19 protein-coding genes are annotated in these 19,407 nt (G+C 62.1%); 1 reads left to right on the top strand and 18 read right to left on the bottom strand.

Annotation, left to right across the window (positions count from 1 at the left end):
* Positions 1–164: 164 nt before the first annotated feature.
* From PSUB009319_RS06870 to PSUB009319_RS06885, 4 genes are all read right to left on the bottom strand, one after another.
* On the bottom strand, positions 165–965 hold the full coding sequence (locus PSUB009319_RS06870) for a MetQ/NlpA family ABC transporter substrate-binding protein (RefSeq protein ID WP_124381491.1): 801 nt from the start codon (positions 963–965) through the stop codon (positions 165–167).
* 32 nt (positions 966–997) lie between these two features.
* Entirely contained in the window at positions 998–1,651 is a 654-nt protein-coding gene (locus PSUB009319_RS06875; RefSeq protein ID WP_124381492.1) for a methionine ABC transporter permease, read from the bottom strand.
* Positions 1,641–2,690, bottom strand: a complete 1,050-nt coding sequence (locus tag PSUB009319_RS06880; RefSeq protein WP_124381493.1) for a methionine ABC transporter ATP-binding protein — start codon at positions 2,688–2,690, stop codon at positions 1,641–1,643. Before PSUB009319_RS06880 ends, PSUB009319_RS06875 begins: the two co-directional genes overlap by 11 nt.
* Positions 2,691–2,855: 165 nt before the next feature.
* Positions 2,856–3,779 (bottom strand): histone deacetylase family protein, encoded by a 924-nt coding sequence (locus tag PSUB009319_RS06885; RefSeq protein WP_124381494.1) that lies wholly within the window; start codon positions 3,777–3,779, stop codon positions 2,856–2,858.
* A 131-nt stretch (positions 3,780–3,910) separates the two neighbouring features.
* On the opposite strand from PSUB009319_RS06885, the gene mltB reads away from it, so the two are divergent.
* The gene (gene mltB / locus PSUB009319_RS06890; protein ID WP_124381495.1) at positions 3,911–5,038 is read left to right on the top strand and encodes a lytic murein transglycosylase B; all 1,128 of its coding nucleotides are present in this window, start codon (positions 3,911–3,913) and stop codon (positions 5,036–5,038) included.
* Between the two features lie 67 nt (positions 5,039–5,105).
* Here the strand turns inward: mltB and cysM are convergent, their stop codons facing one another.
* The 14 genes from cysM to pheA all read right to left on the bottom strand — a co-directional run bounded on the left by cysM (position 5,106) and on the right by pheA (position 19,398).
* Positions 5,106–6,008: a cysteine synthase CysM gene (gene cysM, locus PSUB009319_RS06895; RefSeq protein WP_124381496.1), complete on the bottom strand. Its 903-nt coding sequence runs from the start codon at positions 6,006–6,008 to the stop codon at positions 5,106–5,108.
* A gap of 110 nt (positions 6,009–6,118) precedes the next feature.
* Complete coding sequence (locus tag PSUB009319_RS06900) at positions 6,119–6,436, bottom strand: helix-hairpin-helix domain-containing protein (protein ID WP_124381497.1); 318 nt, start codon at positions 6,434–6,436, stop codon at positions 6,119–6,121.
* A gap of 127 nt (positions 6,437–6,563) precedes the next feature.
* On the bottom strand, positions 6,564–7,559 hold the full coding sequence (rfaD, locus tag PSUB009319_RS06905; RefSeq protein ID WP_124381498.1) for an ADP-glyceromanno-heptose 6-epimerase: 996 nt from the start codon (positions 7,557–7,559) through the stop codon (positions 6,564–6,566).
* 18 nt (positions 7,560–7,577) lie between these two features.
* A complete protein-coding gene (rfaE1, locus tag PSUB009319_RS06910; protein WP_124381499.1) occupies positions 7,578–8,510 on the bottom strand; it encodes a D-glycero-beta-D-manno-heptose-7-phosphate kinase in 933 nt (310 codons plus the stop codon).
* A 25-nt stretch (positions 8,511–8,535) separates the two neighbouring features.
* Positions 8,536–9,900 carry a UDP-glucose/GDP-mannose dehydrogenase family protein gene (locus tag PSUB009319_RS06915; RefSeq protein WP_124381500.1) on the bottom strand — a complete coding sequence of 455 codons (1,365 nt, stop codon included), beginning with the start codon at positions 9,898–9,900 and terminating at the stop codon, positions 8,536–8,538.
* 65 nt (positions 9,901–9,965) lie between these two features.
* Positions 9,966–11,240: a lipopolysaccharide assembly protein LapB gene (gene lapB / locus PSUB009319_RS06920; protein ID WP_124381501.1), complete on the bottom strand. Its 1,275-nt coding sequence runs from the start codon at positions 11,238–11,240 to the stop codon at positions 9,966–9,968.
* Positions 11,241–11,243: 3 nt separating this feature from the next.
* Entirely contained in the window at positions 11,244–11,567 is a 324-nt protein-coding gene (locus PSUB009319_RS06925) for a lipopolysaccharide assembly LapA domain-containing protein (RefSeq protein ID WP_124381502.1), read from the bottom strand.
* 194 nt (positions 11,568–11,761) lie between these two features.
* Positions 11,762–12,190 (bottom strand): integration host factor subunit beta, encoded by a 429-nt coding sequence (locus PSUB009319_RS06930; protein ID WP_124381503.1) that lies wholly within the window; start codon positions 12,188–12,190, stop codon positions 11,762–11,764.
* A 45-nt stretch (positions 12,191–12,235) separates the two neighbouring features.
* Entirely contained in the window at positions 12,236–13,924 is a 1,689-nt protein-coding gene (gene rpsA / locus PSUB009319_RS06935) for a 30S ribosomal protein S1 (RefSeq protein WP_124381504.1), read from the bottom strand.
* A 134-nt stretch (positions 13,925–14,058) separates the two neighbouring features.
* Positions 14,059–14,754, bottom strand: coding sequence for a (d)CMP kinase (gene cmk / locus PSUB009319_RS06940; protein WP_124381505.1), 696 nt, complete (start codon positions 14,752–14,754; stop codon positions 14,059–14,061).
* Between the two features lie 27 nt (positions 14,755–14,781).
* Complete coding sequence (gene aroA / locus PSUB009319_RS06945; RefSeq protein ID WP_124381506.1) at positions 14,782–16,086, bottom strand: 3-phosphoshikimate 1-carboxyvinyltransferase; 1,305 nt, start codon at positions 16,084–16,086, stop codon at positions 14,782–14,784.
* A gap of 25 nt (positions 16,087–16,111) precedes the next feature.
* Positions 16,112–17,008, bottom strand: a complete 897-nt coding sequence (locus tag PSUB009319_RS06950) for a prephenate dehydrogenase (RefSeq protein ID WP_124381507.1) — start codon at positions 17,006–17,008, stop codon at positions 16,112–16,114.
* A 97-nt stretch (positions 17,009–17,105) separates the two neighbouring features.
* The gene (gene hisC / locus PSUB009319_RS06955; protein ID WP_124381508.1) at positions 17,106–18,230 is read right to left on the bottom strand and encodes a histidinol-phosphate transaminase; all 1,125 of its coding nucleotides are present in this window, start codon (positions 18,228–18,230) and stop codon (positions 17,106–17,108) included.
* A gap of 52 nt (positions 18,231–18,282) precedes the next feature.
* Positions 18,283–19,398 carry a prephenate dehydratase gene (gene pheA, locus PSUB009319_RS06960; protein WP_124381509.1) on the bottom strand — a complete coding sequence of 372 codons (1,116 nt, stop codon included), beginning with the start codon at positions 19,396–19,398 and terminating at the stop codon, positions 18,283–18,285.
* Positions 19,399–19,407 lie beyond the last annotated feature (9 nt).

Consider the following 19,407-nt stretch of genomic DNA (forward strand, 5'->3'; position numbering starts at 1 on the left):
ATTGATAAGACGATTTTGCAAAACGCCGGCCATTATAAGGGGGGCCGGTCGGCCGCGTTAAATTTCCGAACGGTCGTGCTATTTTAACCGCGAAAAATTGCCGGACACCAGTCGAACGTCCGGCAATTCGTTGGGGAAAACCCTCTAACCGTGTGTAAAAGTGTTTACCACGCCACGATGACGGCATCTTTGTACTTCGTCTTGACGAACGACTTCACGGCGTCCGAATGATATGCCTTCACGAGCTTGGCGACCCACGGCTGATCCTTGTCGGCAGCGCGCACGGCCAGCACGTTGGCATACGGGCCCTTCGGGCTTTCGATGGCGATGCCATCCTTGGTCGGGTCCAGGCCAGCTTTCTCGGCGTAGTTACCATTGACGGCCGCGGCGTCCAGGTCATCCAGCGAGCGCGGCAGTTGGGCCGCATCCAGCTCGATGAACTTCAGCTTCTTCGGGTTCTCGGCCACATCGCGTGGCGAAGCCTTGAAACCCGCGTTTGGCTTGAGCTTGATCACGCCCTGGGCCTGCAGCAGCAGAAGCGCACGGCCGCCGTTGGTCGGATCGTTCGGCAGGCCGAAGCGCGCGCCGTCCTTCAGTTCCTTCAGTGACTTGATCTTCTTCGAGTAGATGCCCATCGGGAACGTGATGGTCTGGCCGACGCTCACGAACTTGTAGCCGCGCGTGGCGATCTGGTCGTCCAGGTACGGCTGGTGCTGGTAGCTGTTGGCATCCAGGTCACCGGCGGCGAGCGCGGCGTTCGGCTGGATGTAGTCGTTGAACTCGACGATCTGGAGCTTCAGGCCGTCCTTCTCGGCGACCTTCTTCACTTCTTCCATGATCTCGGCGTGCGGGCCGGCAGTCACGCCCACCTTGATCGGCTTGCCCTGCGCCAGCGCGCTCCCTGCGACCAGTGCCAGCGCGGCACCCAGGCTGGCCGACCATTGCAGCAGTTGACGACGATTCATTGTGTTTCCCTCATGATGAGTCTGTGGGTTGCTTAACGATGGCTGAGACGGCGCACGAGCCAGTCGCCCGTGGACTGCACTGCCTGCACAAAGACGATCAGGATGACGACGACCGCCAGCATGATGTCCGATTCGTAGCGCTGGTAGCCGTAGCGGATACCCAGGTCGCCCAGGCCGCCGCCGCCGATGGTACCGGCCATGGCCGAGTAACCGACCAGGCTGACAAAGGTGATCGTCAACCCAGCGAGAATGCCGGGCATGGCTTCGGGCAGCAGCACCTTGTAGACGAGCTGGCTGGTAGTCGCGCCCATCGATTGGGCCGCTTCGATCAGGCCGCGGTCTACTTCGCGCAATGCGGTTTCCACCAAACGTGCGACAAAAGGAATCGCCGCAATTGTCAGCGGCACGATAGCCGCAGCGGTCCCGATGGACGAGCCAGCCAGCAGGCGCGTGAATGGAATCACCGCCACCAGCAGAATGATGAACGGCACCGAACGCACGGCATTGACGACGAGGCCCGCCACGCGGTTGAACACCGGCGCCGACAGCACGCCGCCCGGCACAGTCAGATAGAGCAGCACGCCCAGCGGCACGCCAAAGAGCGCACCGATGCCGCCAGACACGCCCACCATGGCCAGCGTTTCCCAGAACGCCGGCAGGAACAGATCGGTCACGTCAGACCACATGGTTGATCTCCTCGACCACCACGCCTTGCTCGCGCAGGAAGTTCATCGCGTTATTGATGTCGGCGGATTCGCCCGAAGCCAGAATCGCCAGCGAGCCGAAGGCTTGGCCCTGGATCTCGTCAATATGGCCGTGCAGGATGTTGAAGTCGAGCCCGTAGTTGCGGATCGCCTGAGCCAGCACGGGCTGATCGACGCCCGCGCCAGTAAAGGCGAGGCGGAACAGGTGGTCACGCCCGCCCTGCTCGCGTGCGACAAGACGGCTTTCCACGCGCGCCAGCACAGAAGGCGGCAGTTCCTGCGAGATCACCTCGCCGATCAGCGCACGCGTCACGTCGTGCTGCGGCTTGAGGAATACGTCGATCACGCGGCCAAGCTCGACCACGCGGCCGGCGTCGAGCACCGCCACGCGGTCGCACACCTGCTTGATAACTTCCATCTGGTGCGTGATCAGCACGATGGTCAGACCGAGTTCACGATTGATCTTGCGCAGCAGGTCGAGAATCGAGCGCGTCGTCTCGGGGTCCAGCGCGGAGGTGGCTTCGTCCGAGAGCAACACATCCGGCTGGCTCGCCAATGCGCGGGCGATGCCGACACGTTGTTTCTGGCCGCCGGAAATCTGCGCCGGATAGCGATCCTTGTGCGCGGCCAGGCCAACGAGGTCTAGCAGCGGCAGCACGATTTCACGAATGCGTTCGCGCGGCGTGCCAGACAACTCAAGCGGCAACGCTACGTTGCCATACACCGTGCGCGACGACAGCAAGTTGAAATGCTGGAAGATCATGCCGATCTTGCGGCGCGCCTGGCGCAGCCCATCAGCATTGAGCGCCGTCAGTTCCTGACCCGCCACGGTAACCGTGCCGGAGGTCGGCTTGTTCAGCAGGTTGATGACGCGCACCAGCGTGCTTTTGCCCGCGCCGCTACGGCCGATAATGCCGAAAATCTCGCCGTGGTTGATGGTGAGATCGACATTGCGCAGCGCGTGGACGTCATGGCCGCCCGCTCCCCGAAAGTGCTGCGATATCCCCTTGAGTTCAATCATGCGTACATACAAAAACGGCAACGCCCTGGTCCGAGGCCGTTGCCGTCTCTTTTTTGTTTGAGTAGGGCGCTAGTGTAAGGCAGGCCCTACATGCGAGGAACGATTCTTTAACGATGTCTTTATTACTTTTTCGAATGACATCGACGATTCGTCATCGTCAAGCGCTTAAAGCTCGGCAAGCGCCTTGACATGCGCCACCACGCTGCGGCCCAGCGCACTCAAGTTGTAGCCTCCCTCCAGGCAACTCACGATGCGACCCTTGGCGTAGGTGCGCGCCAGTTGCATGAGCTGTTGCGTGATCCAGGTGTAATCGGCTTCGACCAGGCCCATTTGTCCGAGATCATCCTCGCGGTGGGCATCGAAACCGGCGGAGATGAACAACATCTCCGGTCGGAACGCTTCCAGGCGCGGCAACCAGATCGTCTCCACCACCTCGCGCACGGTCAGGCCGTTGGTGTATGCCGGCAGCGGAATGTTGACCATGTTTGCTGCCACCGCCTCGGTGCCCGAATACGGATAGAACGGGTGCTGAAAGATGCTGCACATCATCACGCGCGGCTCGTCAATGAACGCGGCCTCGGTGCCGTTGCCGTGGTGTACATCAAAATCGACGATCGCCACGCGCTGCAAGCCGTGGTGCTCCAGCGCGTGGCGCGCAGCCACAGCCACATTGTTGAAGAAGCAGAAGCCCATCGCGCGGCCGGGCTCGGCATGGTGGCCAGGCGGGCGCACACTGCAGAAGGCATTTTCAAGCTCACCGGCAATGACCTTGTCGGTGGCATCCACCGCAGCACCTGCCGCCAGCACTGCAGCCATGTAGGTGTGCGGGTTCATCGAGGTGTCGGGGTCGATCGGCATGTAGCCGGCAATCGGCACGCTGGCCACCAGTTCACGCACATATTCAGTGCGATGCACGCGACACAGTTGCGCCTCGGTGGCAGGCGGCGCCTCGCAAGGCACGAGCAGGTTTTCGATGCGGCTGGCGATCAACTGATCTTCGATCGCGCGCAAACGGTCAGGACATTCGGGATGGTGCGGCCCCATCTCGTGCCGGAGGAATTCGGGATGCGTGTAGAGGCCGGTCGCCATGTTGTTGTGATCCGGTGTGTTTCAGTGTCTCCAGCCGCTACGTTAGCACGGCTATGCGACAACGCCGCGCGCCCAGCGCGATCCAACAGACGCATCCGCTACAATGCCCCGATTCCGTTTGAAGCCTGCCCATGAGCCAATCGCCTTCTTCCCGTCGTCCCGTATTGCGCGCCCTGATGGCTGGCGCAGCGCTCTCCGCACTCTCTTTTCCCGCGCTCTCGCTGGCTGCTGCCAAGAAGGCCGCCAAGTCGCCCAAACGCCGCGTCGCGGTGCATGAAGAAGAGATCGACCCCGACCGCTACCGCAACAACCCGCAGACGCAGGCTTTCATCGGCATGCTGGTCGGCCAATACAATTTTGATCGGGCGTCGCTCGACACGCTGTTTGCAGGCGCCGCCTATTCCGCCACGGTGGCACGGCTGATCCTGCCGCCAGCCACCCCCGCACGCCGCAGCTGGACGGCCTATCGCGGCCGCTTCATCGAGCCGATCCGCATCAACGCCGGCGTCCGGTTCTGGCAGCAATACGGCGATACGCTGCGCCGTGCCGAGAAAGAATTCGGCGTGCCGGCCGACGTGATTGTCGGCATCTTGGGCGTGGAGACCATCTACGGCCGCGACATGGGCAACTTCCGCGTGATGGACGCGCTGTCCACACTGGCCTTCGATTACCCTGACACGCCCAACCGCGAAGACCGCAGCACGATGTTCCGCAACCAGCTCAAGGACTTCCTGCTCTGGTGCCGCGACACCGGCACGGACGCGTTCTCGGTACTGGGCTCATATGCTGGCGCGGTCGGCATTCCGCAGTTCATGCCAACCAGCATCCGCGAATACGCCATCGACTACGACCACGACGGCCACATTGATCTGCGCAACAGTGCGGTGGATGCCATCGGCAGCGTCGCGCGCTTTCTGCAGATGCACGGCTGGGAGCCGAACCGCCCGGTAATGTGGAACATCGCTGGCGACACAGACAGCCAGGGCATTGCCGCAGCCGCCGCAGACGGCCAGCCATATCCGCGCATGACGCTGTCCAAACTCACGCGTGCGGGCCTCGCGCTGGCGCCGGGCGTTGATGCCTCGCGCGAGCAGGAAACCGAAGTGCTGATGATCGATCTGCCCACGCCCGGCCAGCCGACCGAATACCGCGTCGGCCTACGTAACTTCTACGTGCTCACGCGCTACAACCGCAGCTTCTTCTATGCGGCGGCCGTGTATGAGCTGGGCCAAGCCGTGCGGCAAGCGATGCAGGGTTGATCCGCCGTCGACGCAACGAAAAAGCGCAGCCTCGGCTGCGCTTTTTTCATGCTGATGCAGCCTGATGTCAGGCGGGGAAGACGCCCGTCGACAAATAACGATCACCGCGGTCGCACACCACAAACGCGATGGTCGCGTTCTCGGCTTCCTCCGCCACGCGCAATGCCACGCACAATGCGCCTGCTGCAGAGATGCCGCAGAAGATGCCTTCTTCGCGCGCCATGCGACGTGCCATGTGTTCGGCGTCAGACTGGCTTACGGGCTCGGTACGGTCGATGTATTTCGGATCGTAGATCTTTGGCATGTACGCCTCGGGCCACTTGCGGATGCCCGGAATGCGCGAGCCCTCTTCCGGCTGCGCTCCGACGATCTGGATGTCCGCGTTCTTCTCTTTCAGGAAGCGCGAGACGCCGGTGATCGTGCCGGTGGTGCCCATTGCCGAGACGAAATGCGTGATGCGGCCTTCGGTGTCGCGCCACAGCTCGGGGCCGGTGGTCTCGTAATGCGCGAGCGGGTTGTCCGGGTTGGCAAACTGGTCAAGGATGACGCCTTTGCCTTCCTTCTCCATCGCGTCGGCCAGATCGCGCGCGTATTCCATGCCACCCTTGACGGGGGTGAGGATGATTTCTGCGCCGTAGGCGGCCATGCTCTGGCGGCGCTCCACCGACAGGTCTTCCGGCATGATCAGCACCATCTTGTAGCCACGCACGGCAGCGGCCATGGCCAGCGCAATACCCGTGTTGCCCGACGTGGATTCAATGAGCGTATCGCCTGGCTTGATGCGGCCACGCGCCTCGGCGTGCTTGATCATGGACAGCGCGGGACGATCCTTGACCGAGCCAGCCGGGTTGTTGCCCTCAAGCTTGCCGAGAATGACATTGCCGCGGCGCGCGTTGCCTTCGCCGGGAATGCGCTGGAGCTGGACCAGCGGCGTATTGCCGATGGTGTCTTCGATGGTGAGATAGGCCATGATGCGTGTGGGACGGGAATCAGGCCATTGTAATGCAGCCCAAACCCCTTCCTCGCACATGGCAAAACGCCCGCTCGCGCGGGGCGTCTTGCCGTGGCTGACCAGGGCGCTTACTTCTTCTTTGCGTCCTTGCCGGCCTTCTTGGCAGCCGCCGGTGCCGGTGCGGCCGCACCGAACGTCAACCCTTCGCTTTCCAGCTTGGACAGAGTCTTGTCGCCAATGCCGGGGACGCGCGCCTTGAAGTCGGCGGCATCCTTGAACGGGCCGCTCGTGGTTCGCTCTTCAATGATGGATTTAGAACGTTTTGGGCCGATACCGGACAATGTCTCCAACGCCGCGTGATCCGCAGTGTTCACATCCACTGCCGCCCACGCGGCCGACAACATCGACAGCGACACCAGTAAAACGGACAAAAGCTTCTTCAACATGTGCGCCTCCTTGGCATAGGGAATAAAAAACCGCCACATCGGGTGGCGGTTTCAACACATCTTAAAGAGCATCTTGGCGATACTGCAGCGCGCCGACAAAAAGTCACGCACTGTCTGATTCGCGGTTTCAGGCTGGCTGCTTCAAAAGCCACTGGCAGTAGCGTTCCACACCTTCCTGCACCGTCAGGAAGGGCGCCGTGTAGCCTGCCGCACGCAGTCGGGACTGATCGGCCTGCGTAAAGCACTGATACTTGCCGCGCAGCGCATCAGGAAACTTCACATACTCGATCAGGCCTTCCTGCGCCAACTCCTCGGTGGAAAGCGCCGGCTTCTCTTCTGCGCCACGCAACGTGTTCACCACCGTCGTGGCGATATCGTTGAACGGCTGCGCGCGCCCTGTACCCAGGTTGAAGATGCCCGATTTGTCAGGATTGTCGAAGAAGAACAGGTTGACCTTCACCACGTCTTCCACCGACACAAAATCGCGCATCTGGCCGCCCTGCGGGTAACCGTTGTATTCCCCGAACAGCTTGACCGTGCCTTCGCTGCGAAACTGGTTAAAGTTGTGGAACGCCACCGACGCCATGCGGCCCTTGTGCTGCTCGCGCGGGCCGTACACGTTGAAGTAGCGGAAGCCGACGATCTGCGACAGCGCAGTCGGCATGACACGGCGCACGATCTGATCGAACAGCAGCTTGGAGTAGCCGTACACGTTGAGCGGCCGCTCGAACTCGGGCTCCTCGCGGAAGGTTTCAGACGCGCCGTACGTGGCCGCCGACGAGGCATAAAGAAACTGCACGCCCTGGTCCAGACACGCACGCATCACCGCCAGCGAATAGCGGTAGTTGTTGTCCATCATGTAGCGGCCGTCGGTCTCCATGGTGTCGGAGCACGCGCCTTCGTGGAAGATCGCCCGGACCTTGCCGAAATCGCCGCGCGCAAAGCGTTCGACAAATTCGGTCTTATCCAGATAATCGCTGATCTGGCAGTCGACGATGTTCTTAAACTTGTCGGCCCGCGTGAGATTGTCGACGGCGACGATGTCGGTCTCGCCGCGCGCGTTCAGGCCTTTGACGATGTTGGCGCCGATAAAGCCAGCCGCGCCGGTGACGATGATGGTCATGATCCGTTGATCAAGTGATCAGTTGAAGAGTTCTGCGTGGGTGACAACCGCCGTGCCCAGCTTGCCGACCACGATGCCGCCCGCGCGGTTCGCATATTGCACGGCTTCCTTGATGTTGGCGCCCGCGCCCAACAGCGTGGCCAGCGTCGCAATGACGGTGTCGCCGGCGCCCGACACATCGAACACCTCGCGCGCCTGAGCTGACACGTGCAGCACTTCGTGCTCAGTGTAGAGCGTCATGCCCTCCTCCGAACGCGTGAGCAGCAGCGCTTCGAGCTGCAGTTCGCGGCGCAAATTCTGCGCGCGGATGGTCAGGTCCTGCTCCGACTTCCACGAGCCGACCACCTGGCGCATCTCGGCGCGATTGGGCGTGATCATGGTAGCGCCCTTATAGCGCGAATAGTCGTCGCCCTTCGGGTCGACCAGCACACGGCGACCTGCGTGACGCGACGCCTCGATCATCTTGCCGACGTGCGTGAGACCGCCCTTGCCATAGTCCGACAGCACCACCACGTCGTGCTGCGACACCAGCGCACCGAAACGGTCGAGCACCGACATCAGCACCTCGTGTGTGGGCGCGTTCTCGAAATCGACGCGAATCAATTGCTGTTGGCGTGCCAGCACGCGCAGCTTGATCGTCGTGTTGACGGCCGGGTCGCGATGCAAGTGGCCAGTAACGTGGCTCTCGCCAAGCAGCGTTTCGATGCTGCGGCCGGGCTCGTCGTCGCCAATCACGCCGAGCATGCCCGCGTGCGCACCAAGCGCAGCAACGTTGCGTGCCACGTTGGCAGCACCGCCCAAGCGCTCGTCCTGGCGCTTGATCTGCACGACTGGCACCGGCGCTTCGGGCGAAATCCGATCGACGTCTCCAAACCAGTAGCGGTCGAGCATCATGTCGCCGACCACGAGAATGCGGGCGGTGTGGATCTGTTCGGAAGCGAGGGTGGTCATGGGTCTGGGGCGCCGGCAGCGGTGATTACGATTGGGTGGAGCGCCCGATGGCCTGGTATTCAAAGCCGGCATCACGCATGGCTTGCGGCTCGAACAAGTTGCGGCCGTCGAACACCATCGGCGTCTTCAACAGGGCCTTCACGGCGTTGAAGTCGGGGCTGCGGAACGCCTTCCACTCGGTCACGATGACCAGCGCGTCGGCATTCTTGAGCGCGTCCATCTGACCGGCGCAGAACGTCACGCGTTCCAGTTGTTCGGCAGAAAGATCAAGTGCCAGTGCATGGCGGGCTTCCTCCATTGCAACCGGGTCATACACCTGCACGCGTGCGCCACGGGCAAGCAGCGCCGCAATCAGAATGCGGCTCGGTGCCTCGCGCATGTCGTCGGTATTCGGCTTGAAGGCCAGGCCCCAGATGGCGAAGGCGCGCCCGGTCAGGTCAGCGCCCATGCGGTCTTCGATTTTGCTGACCAGCACTTCCTTCTGCTTGTCGTTGACGGCCTCGACGGCTTCCAGCACATGCAGCGTCTGACCGTATTCCTGCGCCGTACGCACCAGCGCCTGCACATCCTTCGGGAAGCACGAGCCGCCGTAACCGGTGCCGGCGTAGAGGAAGCTGTAGCCGATGCGCGGGTCGGAGCCGATGCCAAGGCGCACGAGTTCGATGTCGGCGCCCACCTTGTCGGCCAGATTGGCCATCTCGTTCATGAACGAGATGCGCGTGGCGAGCATCGAGTTGGCAGCGTACTTGGTGAACTCGGCGGAGCGCACATCCATGTAGAACGTGCGCTCATGGTTGCGATTGAACGGCGCGTAGAGCGTGCGCATGATCGCCTTGGCGCGCAGGCCATCGGTATCGCCATATGTGCCAAGCACGATGCGGTCCGGGCGCATGAAATCGTCCACCGCAGCGCCTTCCTTCAGGAATTCGGGGTTCGATACCACGGAGAAGCCGATGTCCGATTTGCCACGCGTGGCCAGCACTTCTCCCACAGCAGCGCGCACCTTGTCGCCGGTGCCAACGGGCACCGTCGATTTGTCGACGATCACCTTGAAGCCGGTCATGTGCTGAGCGATGTTGCGGGCGGCCGCCAGCACGTACTTCAGGTCGGCCGAGCCATCTTCATCGGGCGGCGTACCGACAGCGATGAACTGCACGTCGCCGTGCGCCACGCTGGCAGCCACGTCGGTCGAAAACTGGATACGGCCAGCCGAACGGTTGCGCTCGATCAGCTCCTTCAAGCCCGGTTCGTAGATGGGCACGCCGCCGGCGTTGAGCAGGTCGATTTTCTTCTGGTCGACGTCGAGGCAGAACACATCGTTGCCCAGCTCCGCCAGACACGCGCCGGTGACCAGACCGACATAACCGCTACCGATGATGGTGATTTTCATACGAACACTTCAAAGATTAAAAATGCGCCAGCGCGGTCACTACAAACACACCGCGCCAGACTGAATTACATGCTGGCGCCGCCGCTGCCGCCGAGCGTCTCGGTACGGCGCGGTGCATACGTTTCCCAGCGGTTGCAGCCGGGGCATTGCCAATAGAACAGACGCGCGCGGAATCCGCACTCCTGGCAGGTGTAGCGTGCCAGGTTGCGCGTACGACTTTGCAGCAGATCGCGAATGGCGCCGAGATCCTGCGCGCGCTGGATATCAGCATTGCTGCCGGCCTCAACCGGATCAGCCAGCGCGCTTTCGGCCACATCAGTCGTCGTCGGCACCTCATGGCCAACCGCCTCGGACGCACGCGACGCTTCAGCCTCCACCAGCCGCGTCAACGCCATCAACGATGGCTGACGACGGATCTGATCGCGCATCAGCGCCACAGCGTCGTCGATACCGTGCACATCCAACTCGTATTTGTAGACCGTATCGAGCAATTCGGGCCCTAAGCGTGCGTCCATCTTGGAGCGCAACCAGGCGAGCCCCTCGGCGGCACGGCCAAGCTGCGTGTACGCCTTCATCAGCCGTTCGGCCACCAGCGGCAGGAATGCCGTGTTCTGCTGTTCGATGCTACGCCAACGCTTGATGGCGGCCTCAACATCCCCCTGGCCTTGCGCCACATCGCCCAACTGGATGGTGGCGCGCACGTTCTTGGGGTTCTCCTGCAGCGCACGTTCCAGCCATTCGATGGCGGTCGGCACATCCTTGCGCTGGAGCCCCTCTTGAGCGACCTCGCAGCAGAATTGCGCAATCTGCACGGCGTAGTCCTTGCCCTGCAGCTTCTGCAACTCACGTGCCGCCTCAATGGCCTTGCGCCATTCCTTCTCGACCTCATACAGCTCCAGCAGCACACGCTTGGCCGGCTCGGCGAACGTGCCTTCCATCAGCATGCGCAGGGATTCTTCCGCACGATCCAGCAGCCCTGCTCGCAGAAAATCCTGGCCAAGTTCAAACAGCGCGTGATCACGCTCGTTGGCAGGCAGATCGGGGCGGTTGACCAAGTTCTGGTGGACACGGATGGCGCGTTCGGTCTCACCCCGACGGCGGAACAGGCTGCCGAGCGCAAAGTGCAGCTCGGTGGTCTCGGGGTCCAGACGCGCAACTTCAATGAAGGCGTCGATAGCCTTGTCCGGTTGCTCGTTTAGCAGGAAATTCAGCCCCTTGAAGTACGAGCGCGGCAGCGACGATTGCTCGGTGCGCAACTGACGGGCGTCCAACCGAGCAGCCACCCAACCCAAGCCAAACACCAGGGGGATGGCCAACAGCCACCAGAGATCAAAATCCATGCGTCAGACCTTGGGGCCGGGAACGTGATATGGAGAATCGGCAACAACGGGCGTCGGCACCTCGGCCACCTCTTCGGTCTTCTTCATGTGACCGATCTGGCGACGCAGACGGCTTGCCGTAAAGCGATGGCGCATCACACGCGGTGCCATCGCCAGCATGGCCAGCAAGATGCCGGTGACGAAGAATGCCAGCGCAATCAGAATCAACGGCGCATGCCAGACCACGCCAAACGGCAGCACGAGCGAGACTTCCGCCGTGTTGTGCAGTGCCAGCACAAAAAGCAGCACAAACAACAGGATGCGGATGACCCAAACGAGAAATTTCATGCGGATTCGGAAACGGGCGGCGGTGCAGCAGCCGGATGTGGCGCAATTGGCGGCACGATTGCCTTGTTGTGCCGCATTGTAGCGGATTCATATGGCGGCCAGCCACGCCAGGCTTGCCGGCACTCAAGCACCGCCGGAATAAAAAACGCCCCGGCAAGCGGGGCGTTCCTGAAACTGCCAAGTGCTACCTGGGCTCAGCGCGACATAACCAACGGCACCACCGCCTCTACCGGAAAACCGGCAGCCTGACGGGCGCTGTCGATCTGTCGAGCAGCCTTTACAGCCGCGAGCGACACGGCAGGCTCGCCCTCCGAAGAAGGCTCACCTTGTCGCTCCAGGCTGCGGTCGACCCGCTCGCGCAACTCCTTGCCGGCCTTGAAGTGCGGCACCCGTTTCTCGGGCACCAGCACCTTCTCGCCGGACTTGGGGTTGCGGCCGACGCGCGGCGGACGACGATTCAAACCAAAACTCCCGAACCCGCGGATCTCGATGCGGTGGCCGTCCGCCAAGGCGTCGGACATCGCATCCAGAATCGTCTTGACCGCGATGTCCGCATCCCGCAGCAAAAGCTGCGGAAAGCGGGCGGCCAGCTTTTCCACGAGTTCGGACTTGGTCATGGGCATCGTGCGCGCGTCCTCGTCGTTCTTTAGGGTCGACCCGGTGGATGCTTACTGATTGGTTTCGTTCAGCTTGGCCTTCAGCAGCGCGCCGAGGTTCGTGGTACCAGCCGCGCCGGTATCCGCCGAGAACTTCTGCATCGCTTCCTGTTGGTCGGCGCTGTCCTTGGCCTTGATGGAGACGTTGATGTTGCGCGACTTGCGATCGATGTTGACGATCATCGCGGTCATCGTTTCGCCTTCCTTCAGCACGTTGCGGGCGTCTTCCACGCGGTCACTCGAGATTTCCGAGGCGCGCAGGTAACCTTCCACGTCGTCAGCCAACTGCACCACGGCGCCCTTCGGATCAACGGCCTTGATCGTGACCTGCACGATCGAACCCTTGTCGTTGGTCGAGATGAAGTTGTTGAACGGGTCACCCGACAGTTGCTTGATACCCAGCGAGATGCGTTCCTTGTCGACGTCGATGGCCAGCACAACGGCTTCCACTTCGTCGCCCTTCTTGTACTTGCGAACGGCCTCTTCGCCGGTTTCTTGCCACGACAGGTCCGACAGGTGCACCAGGCCGTCGATGCCGCCCGGCAGACCGATGAACACGCCGAAGTCGGTGATGGACTTGATCTGGCCAGCCAGCTTGTCGCCCTTCTTCTGGTTGCGCGCGAAATCGTCCCACGGGTTGGCCTTGCATTGCTTCATGCCCAGGCTGATACGACGCTTGTCTTCGTCGATATCCAGAACCATGACTTCCACTTCGTCGCCCAGCTGGACAACCTTGGACGGGGCCACGTTCTTGTTGGTCCAGTCCATTTCCGACACGTGCACCAGACCTTCGATACCGGCTTCGATCTCGACGAACGCGCCGTAGTCGGTCAGGTTGGTCACCTTGCCGAACAGGCGGGTGCCTTGCGGGTAGCGGCGCGAGATGCCAACCCACGGATCTTCGCCCAGTTGCTTGACACCCAGCGAGACGCGGTTCTTCTCTTGGTCGAACTTGAGGATCTTGGCGGTGATTTCCTGGCCAACCGACAGCACTTCGCTCGGGTGACGCACACGACGCCATGCCAAGTCGGTGATGTGCAGCAGACCGTCGATGCCACCCAGATCCACGAACGCGCCGTAGTCGGTGATGTTCTTGACGATACCGTTGACGATCGCGCCTTCCTTGAGCGTTTCCATCAGCTTCTGACGCTCTTCGCCCAGCGTGGCTTCAACCACGGCACGGCGCGACAGCACAACGTTGTTGCGCTTGCGGTCCAGCTTGATGACCTTGAATTCGAGGGTCTTGCCTTCGTACGGCGTGGTGTCCTTGATCGGACGCACGTCGACGAGCGAACCCGGCAGGAATGCACGAATACCGTTGACCATGACGGTCAGGCCGCCCTTCACCTTGCCGGTCACGGTACCGGAGATGATCTCGCCGGATTCCAGTGCCTTCTCAAGGTTCAGCCACGAAGCCAGGCGCTTGGCCTTGTCGCGCGACAGGATGGTGTCGCCGTAGCCGTTTTCCAGTGCGTCGATCGCGACCGAAACGTAGTCGCCGACTTGCACTTCCAGCTCGCCCTGGTCGTTCAGGAATTCTTCGACCGGAACAAATGCTTCGGACTTCAGGCCCGCGTTCACAACGACGAAGTTGTGGTCGATACGCACAACTTCCGCAGAGATCACTTCACCCGCCTTCATATTGGAACGGGCGATCGACTCTTCGAACAGGGCGGCAAAAGATTCGTTAGTTTGGGACATAAAAATAAGCATCCGCAGAACATGCCTCGCACAGCTTTCGCTCAATTGGCGAAGACACGCGCATGCGGGGTTACGAGTTGAAAAACCGCCGGCAGCAACATACCACCGGCGCCGATCGGACCAGATCAGCCGGCTCAGTTCGCCTTGTTGGCGCTCTGCACCTGCCGGTACCAGTCCAGTACCTGCGCGACGACTTCATCAACCGTCATGTCGGACGAATCAAGTTGTCGCGCATCCTGCGCCGGACGCAGCGGCGCGACGCTGCGGGTGCAATCCCGCAAATCACGCGCTTCCAAGTCCTGCGAAAGACTTTCCACTGTAGCAGAAAAACCCTTTGCAATCAATTGTTTATAGCGCCGCTCGGCGCGTGCCTGCACGCTTGCCGTGAGGAACACCTTGAGCACCGCCTCGGGGAAAACCACCGTGCCCATATCGCGGCCGTCGGCCACGAGGCCGGGTGCTTCCAGGAACGCTCGCTGGCGGGCATGCAACGCCTCACGCACCGCCCCATGTACGGCGATGGCCGAGGCTTGGTTGCCAACCGATTCGTGACGTAATGCCAAGCTCACATCTTCACCCTTGAGCCAGATGTGATCTGCCTTGAAGCGAACCTCCAGCGTGCTCGCGATGCGTACAAGATTGTCGACATCGTGCTCATCGACGTTCTCGCGCATGCTGGCAAGCGCCACCAGGCGATACAACGATCCGCTGTCAAGCAGGTGAAAGCCAAGCAAATCCGCGACCTGATGGGCGACAGTGCCCTTTCCAGATGCAGTCGGACCGTCGATAGTGATGACCGGATACAGCATGGAGGCAGCAGCGTCGGACATAAGGAAGTACGGGCGGTTAATTGCGCTTTAAGCGGTAAGGCCACCGAACGCGGTGAAGTATTCCGGGAACGTCTTGGCGACGCACCGCGGGTCGTTGATGCGCACCGGCACCGGGCCGAACGCGGCCAGCGAGAATGCCATCGCCATGCGGTGGTCATCGTAGGTATCAATTCCGCCGGCGGGCGGGGTCCACTGCGACGGAGGCGTCACACGAATGTAGTCAGCACCCTCCTCGACCTCGGCGCCGAGCTTGCGCAGTTCGGTGGCCATGGCGCTCAGGCGGTCGGTTTCCTTGACGCGCCAGCTTGCAATGTTGGTGAGGGTGGTAGTGCCGTCGGCAAACAGAGCCGCCACGGCCAGCGTCATTGCCGCGTCGGGAATGTGGTTGCAATCCAACTCGACCGCGTGCAGCTTGCCGTCGTCGCGCTCGACGCCGCGCACTTCAATCCAGTTGCCGCCAGCCATGACGTTGGCGCCCATGCGATTGAGCGCATCGGCAAAGCGGACGTCGCCCTGGATGCTGGACATACCGACGCCTTCCACGCGCACCGGCCCGCCACCAAGCGCGCCGGCCGCCAGAAAGTACGATGCTGACGAAGCATCGCCTTCCACAAAGATCTCGCCCGGCGCCTTGTAAGTGATGCCTGTCGGCACCGTGAATGACGCCCAGCCGTCGCGCGCAACCTGCACGCCAAAGCGCGCCATCAGGTTCAGCGTGATCTCGATGTAGGGCTTGGAGATCAGTTCTCCGACGACTTCAATTGTGACGTTGCCAGCCGGTTCCACCAGCGGCAAGGTCATCAGCAATGCCGTCAGGAATTGGCTCGAAACATCGCCGCGCACGCGGATCGGCGCGTCGATCTTGACTGGCGCGGCGTGGATCGCCAGCGGCGGATAGCCTGCGTTGCCGGAGTAGTCGATACGCGCGCCGACTTGGCGCAGGCCGTCGACCAAGTCGCCAATCGGGCGCTCGTGCATGCGTGGCACGCCGTGCAGGGTGTACTCGCCGCCTTGCAGCGCAAGCGCCGCGGTCAGCGGACGAATGGCCGTGCCTGCGTTGCCCATGAACAGATCAGCCGATTTGACCGGGAAGCGGCCGCCGGTGCCGGTGACGCGGTAGGCGTTCTCGCCCAGGTCTTCTACCGAGACGCCGAGCTTGCCGAGTGCATCCAGCATGACGCGAGTGTCATCGGAGTCGAGCAGGTCGCGCACGATGGTTTCGCCCTGCGCGAGGGCAGCCAATAGCAGCACGCGGTTGGAGATGCTCTTTGAGCCCGGCAGCTTGATGGTGCCGCGCGCCGTCTTCAGCGGACCGACGTCGAGATGTTCCATGAATCCAGTCAGTTCAAAACAAACGTTATTCGGGTTGGGTGGTCGGCGCCACGCGCTGCGGCCACGCCAGGCGTGCTTCACTTGCGCGGCGGAACACACGCTCAAGCGAGGCGCCATCGCGCTCGGCAATCATTGTCTTCAGGCGGCCGATCACCGCCTCGTAGGTATTCAATTCGCGCAGCAGCGCCTCGCGATTGGACAAGCAGATGTCCCGCCACATCTCGGGCGACGACGCTGCGATGCGCGTGAAATCACGAAAGCCACCGCCGGCAAAATCGAGCTTGAGTGCACCGTCTTCAGCATTGATGATTTGCGCGACCAGCGCGTACGACAGCACGTGCGGCAGGTGGCTGACGGCAGCAAACACGGCATCGTGCTGCACGGCCGACATGATGTGGCAATACGCACCCACCGCTTCCCACATCGCCTGCACGCGGGCGACATCGCTGCGCCTGTTTTCCTGCAGCGGACACAGCACGGTCTTTTTGCCGACGTAGAGATCAGCCAGCGCGGCTTGCACGCCATTCAACTCACGGCCAGCAATCGGATGCGCCGGTACAAACTGACTGACCTGGTCGCCCAATGCCGTCTTGGCGGCCATGATGACGTCAGACTTGGTACTACCGGCGTCCGTGACGATCGTGTCCGGGCCAAGGTGTGGCTGCATCGCGAGCAGCAGCGGCAATGTCTGCGCCACGGGAGCGCACACCACCACCATGTCGGCACCGCGCACAGCCTCTTCCATCGGCAGGGCTTCGTCGATCACGCCCAGCCGGACCGCCGCCTCCAGCGACGCGGCCGACCGCCCAACACCCACGACATGCCCGACCACGCCCGCGCGACGCAACCCCAGCGCCAACGAACCGCCAATCAGGCCGACGCCGACAACCACCAATCGGGAACTGGAAAAAGAAGAGGCCACAACACCGCCCTGCCAGAAAAAAACAAAGCGGCATTGTAGCCCGATGTGCACAGCGCCCGAGGCCCAAACCAGGGCCTTGTGGCGGTTGCGACAGAAGTTACGCCGCGGCTTTTTCTTGCGCCAGCGCCACTTCCAGCGCATCGATGAAGGTGGCGTTTTCTTCCGCCAAGCCAATGCTGACGCGCAGCCATTGTGGCAAGCCGTAGTTGCCGACCGGACGCACGATCACACCTTGCTTGAGCAGCGCAACGTTCACGCGCGCCCCGGCGCTGTCGTCGTCGCCCACGCGAACCAGCACGAAGTTGCCCGACGATGGGACGTACTGCAGGCCAAGGCGATCAAACGCTTCAGTCAATTGCACATAGCCAGCGGCGTTCAGCTCGGCGGATTGACGCAGGAATTGCGCATCATTGAGCGCCGCCACGGCTGCCGCCTGGGCCAAGCTGTTTACGTTGAACGGCTGGCGAATGCGGTTGAGCAGGTCGGTCAACTGCGGCTGCGCAATGCCGTAGCCGACACGCAGTCCAGCCAGCCCGTACGCCTTGGAGAACGTGCGCGACACCAGCAGGTTCGGATACTGGCGCACCCAGGCGGTGGAGTCGTACTGCTGTTCAGGCTTGAGAAATTCGTTGTACGCCTCATCCAACACCACCACAACCGTCGGCGGCACCTTGGCCAGGAACGCAGCAATCTCATCGGCCGACAGGAACGTGCCGGTCGGGTTGTTGGGATTGGCGATGTAGATCAGGCGTGTGTCCGGCGTAATGGCAGCGGCCATCGCGTCGAGGTCGTGGCCGTAGTCACGCGCAGGCACTTCAATGGCACGCGCACCGACTTCCTGCGCTGCCAGCGCATACACGGCAAACGAATGCTGCGCATAAATCACGCCCTGCCCCGGCGACACCAGCGCACGGGCTGCCAACTCGAGAATGTCATTGCTGCCGTTGCCGAGCGTGATCCACGCTTGCGGCACGCCAAACTTGGCATGCAGCGCGGCCTTCAGACTGAAACCGTTGGCATCCGGGTAGCGCGCCAGTTCATCGATGGCTGCGGCCATCGCGTTCTTGGCCGACTGCGGCATGCCCAGCGGGTTTTCGTTAGACGCCAGTTTGATGATGCGCGCGGCATCCAGATCAAACTCGCGTGCCACTTCGGAAATCGGCTTGCCGGCCACATAGGGGGCGATGGCGCGAACATACTCCGGGCCGAACTGCAAAGACATGGGGTGCTCCTCCGTTATCGACGCTCCGCCCATGCAGAGCGCGTTGAATCCCTCAATGTGCCGAGGGATAGGACCCCAGCACCTTGAAATACGCCGCGTCGTGACGCAGTTTTTCCAGCGCGCGCGCTACCTGCGGGTCACGCTGATGGCCTTCCACGTCAACGTAGAAGTAGTACTCCCACGCGCCGCTGCGCGCCGGGCGCGACTCGAAGCGGCACATCGACACGCCGTTCTCTGCCAACGGCGCCAGCAACTTGTAGACCGCGCCGGCCTCGTTCGGCACTGACAGAATCAACGACGTCTGATCGCGCCCGCTCGGCTCCGTCTCGTAGTTGCCGATCACGACGAAGCGCGTGCGGTTGTGCGGATCATCTTCCACATTGGCGCGCACCACGTGCAGGCCGTAGCGGTTGGCCGCCTGCACGCTTGCCAGCGCGGCAACGGTTTCATCCTCGCCAGCCATACGCGCGGCCTCGGCATTGCTCGATACGGCTTCGCGCGGCAGGTTCGGATAGTTCGTGTTCAACCACCGTTGGCACTGCGCCAGTGCCTGCGCATGTGCACGCACCACCTTCACCTGCGACATGTCGCCTGTTTTGTGCAGCAGGTTGTGGTGCACCCGCAACGCAATCTCGCCGCTGATCTTCAGCGACGTCTGCAAAAACAGATCGAGCGTGCGCGACACCACGCCTTCCGTCGAATTCTCGACCGGCACCACACCGCAATCGACCGTGCCGGACTCCGCCGCACGGAACACCTCATCAATGCTCGGGCACGGCAGCGGCTGGATCTCGTGACCAAAATGCGCGATCACCGCCTGTTCCGAGAACGTGCCCGCCGGGCCCAGGTAACCGATGCGCAGCGCCTGCTCCAGGCCACGGCAGGCAGACATCACCTCGCGCCAGATGGCGGCGATGCTCTCGTCGTGCAGCGGCCCTTGATTGCCCGACTGCATTTTTCGGATGACCTGCAGTTCGCGGTCTGGCCGGAATGCCGGTGACGAATAACGCTTCTTTACTTCGCCCACTTCCTGCGCCACCCGGGCGCGGTCAGAGAGCAGCGCAAGCAACTGATTGTCGATCGCGTCGATCTGCGTGCGCAACGGCGCAAGCTCCGCCGCTAGTGCGGTGTCCTTGTTTTGCTTCGTATCGTCTGACTGACTGGTCATTGTAGGAAT

This window comes from Ralstonia sp. SET104 (assembly GCF_003851545.1).
Classification (GTDB): domain Bacteria; phylum Pseudomonadota; class Gammaproteobacteria; order Burkholderiales; family Burkholderiaceae; genus Ralstonia.

Coding starts and splice junctions, on each gene's coding strand:
- hisC (WP_124381508.1), bottom strand. CDS start 18,230: ATGTCTTTGCAGTTCGGCCCGGAGTATGTTCGCGCCATCGCCCCCTAT.
- aroA (WP_124381506.1), bottom strand. CDS start 16,086: ATGGAACATCTCGACGTCGGTCCGCTGAAGACGGCGCGCGGCACCATC.
- PSUB009319_RS06875 (WP_124381492.1), bottom strand. CDS start 1,651: ATGTGGTCTGACGTGACCGATCTGTTCCTGCCGGCGTTCTGGGAAACG.
- mltB (WP_124381495.1), top strand. CDS start 3,911: ATGAGCCAATCGCCTTCTTCCCGTCGTCCCGTATTGCGCGCCCTGATG.
- rpsA (WP_124381504.1), bottom strand. CDS start 13,924: ATGTCCCAAACTAACGAATCTTTTGCCGCCCTGTTCGAAGAGTCGATC.
- PSUB009319_RS06870 (WP_124381491.1), bottom strand. CDS start 965: ATGAATCGTCGTCAACTGCTGCAATGGTCGGCCAGCCTGGGTGCCGCG.
- PSUB009319_RS06925 (WP_124381502.1), bottom strand. CDS start 11,567: ATGAAATTTCTCGTTTGGGTCATCCGCATCCTGTTGTTTGTGCTGCTT.
- PSUB009319_RS06915 (WP_124381500.1), bottom strand. CDS start 9,900: ATGAAAATCACCATCATCGGTAGCGGTTATGTCGGTCTGGTCACCGGC.
- pheA (WP_124381509.1), bottom strand. CDS start 19,398: ATGACCAGTCAGTCAGACGATACGAAGCAAAACAAGGACACCGCACTA.
- PSUB009319_RS06885 (WP_124381494.1), bottom strand. CDS start 3,779: ATGGCGACCGGCCTCTACACGCATCCCGAATTCCTCCGGCACGAGATG.
- cmk (WP_124381505.1), bottom strand. CDS start 14,754: ATGTCCGACGCTGCTGCCTCCATGCTGTATCCGGTCATCACTATCGAC.
- PSUB009319_RS06930 (WP_124381503.1), bottom strand. CDS start 12,190: ATGCCCATGACCAAGTCCGAACTCGTGGAAAAGCTGGCCGCCCGCTTT.
- lapB (WP_124381501.1), bottom strand. CDS start 11,240: ATGGATTTTGATCTCTGGTGGCTGTTGGCCATCCCCCTGGTGTTTGGC.
- cysM (WP_124381496.1), bottom strand. CDS start 6,008: ATGGCCTATCTCACCATCGAAGACACCATCGGCAATACGCCGCTGGTC.
- PSUB009319_RS06900 (WP_124381497.1), bottom strand. CDS start 6,436: ATGTTGAAGAAGCTTTTGTCCGTTTTACTGGTGTCGCTGTCGATGTTG.
- PSUB009319_RS06880 (WP_124381493.1), bottom strand. CDS start 2,690: ATGATTGAACTCAAGGGGATATCGCAGCACTTTCGGGGAGCGGGCGGC.
- rfaE1 (WP_124381499.1), bottom strand. CDS start 8,510: ATGACCACCCTCGCTTCCGAACAGATCCACACCGCCCGCATTCTCGTG.
- rfaD (WP_124381498.1), bottom strand. CDS start 7,559: ATGACCATCATCGTCACCGGCGCGGCTGGCTTTATCGGCGCCAACATC.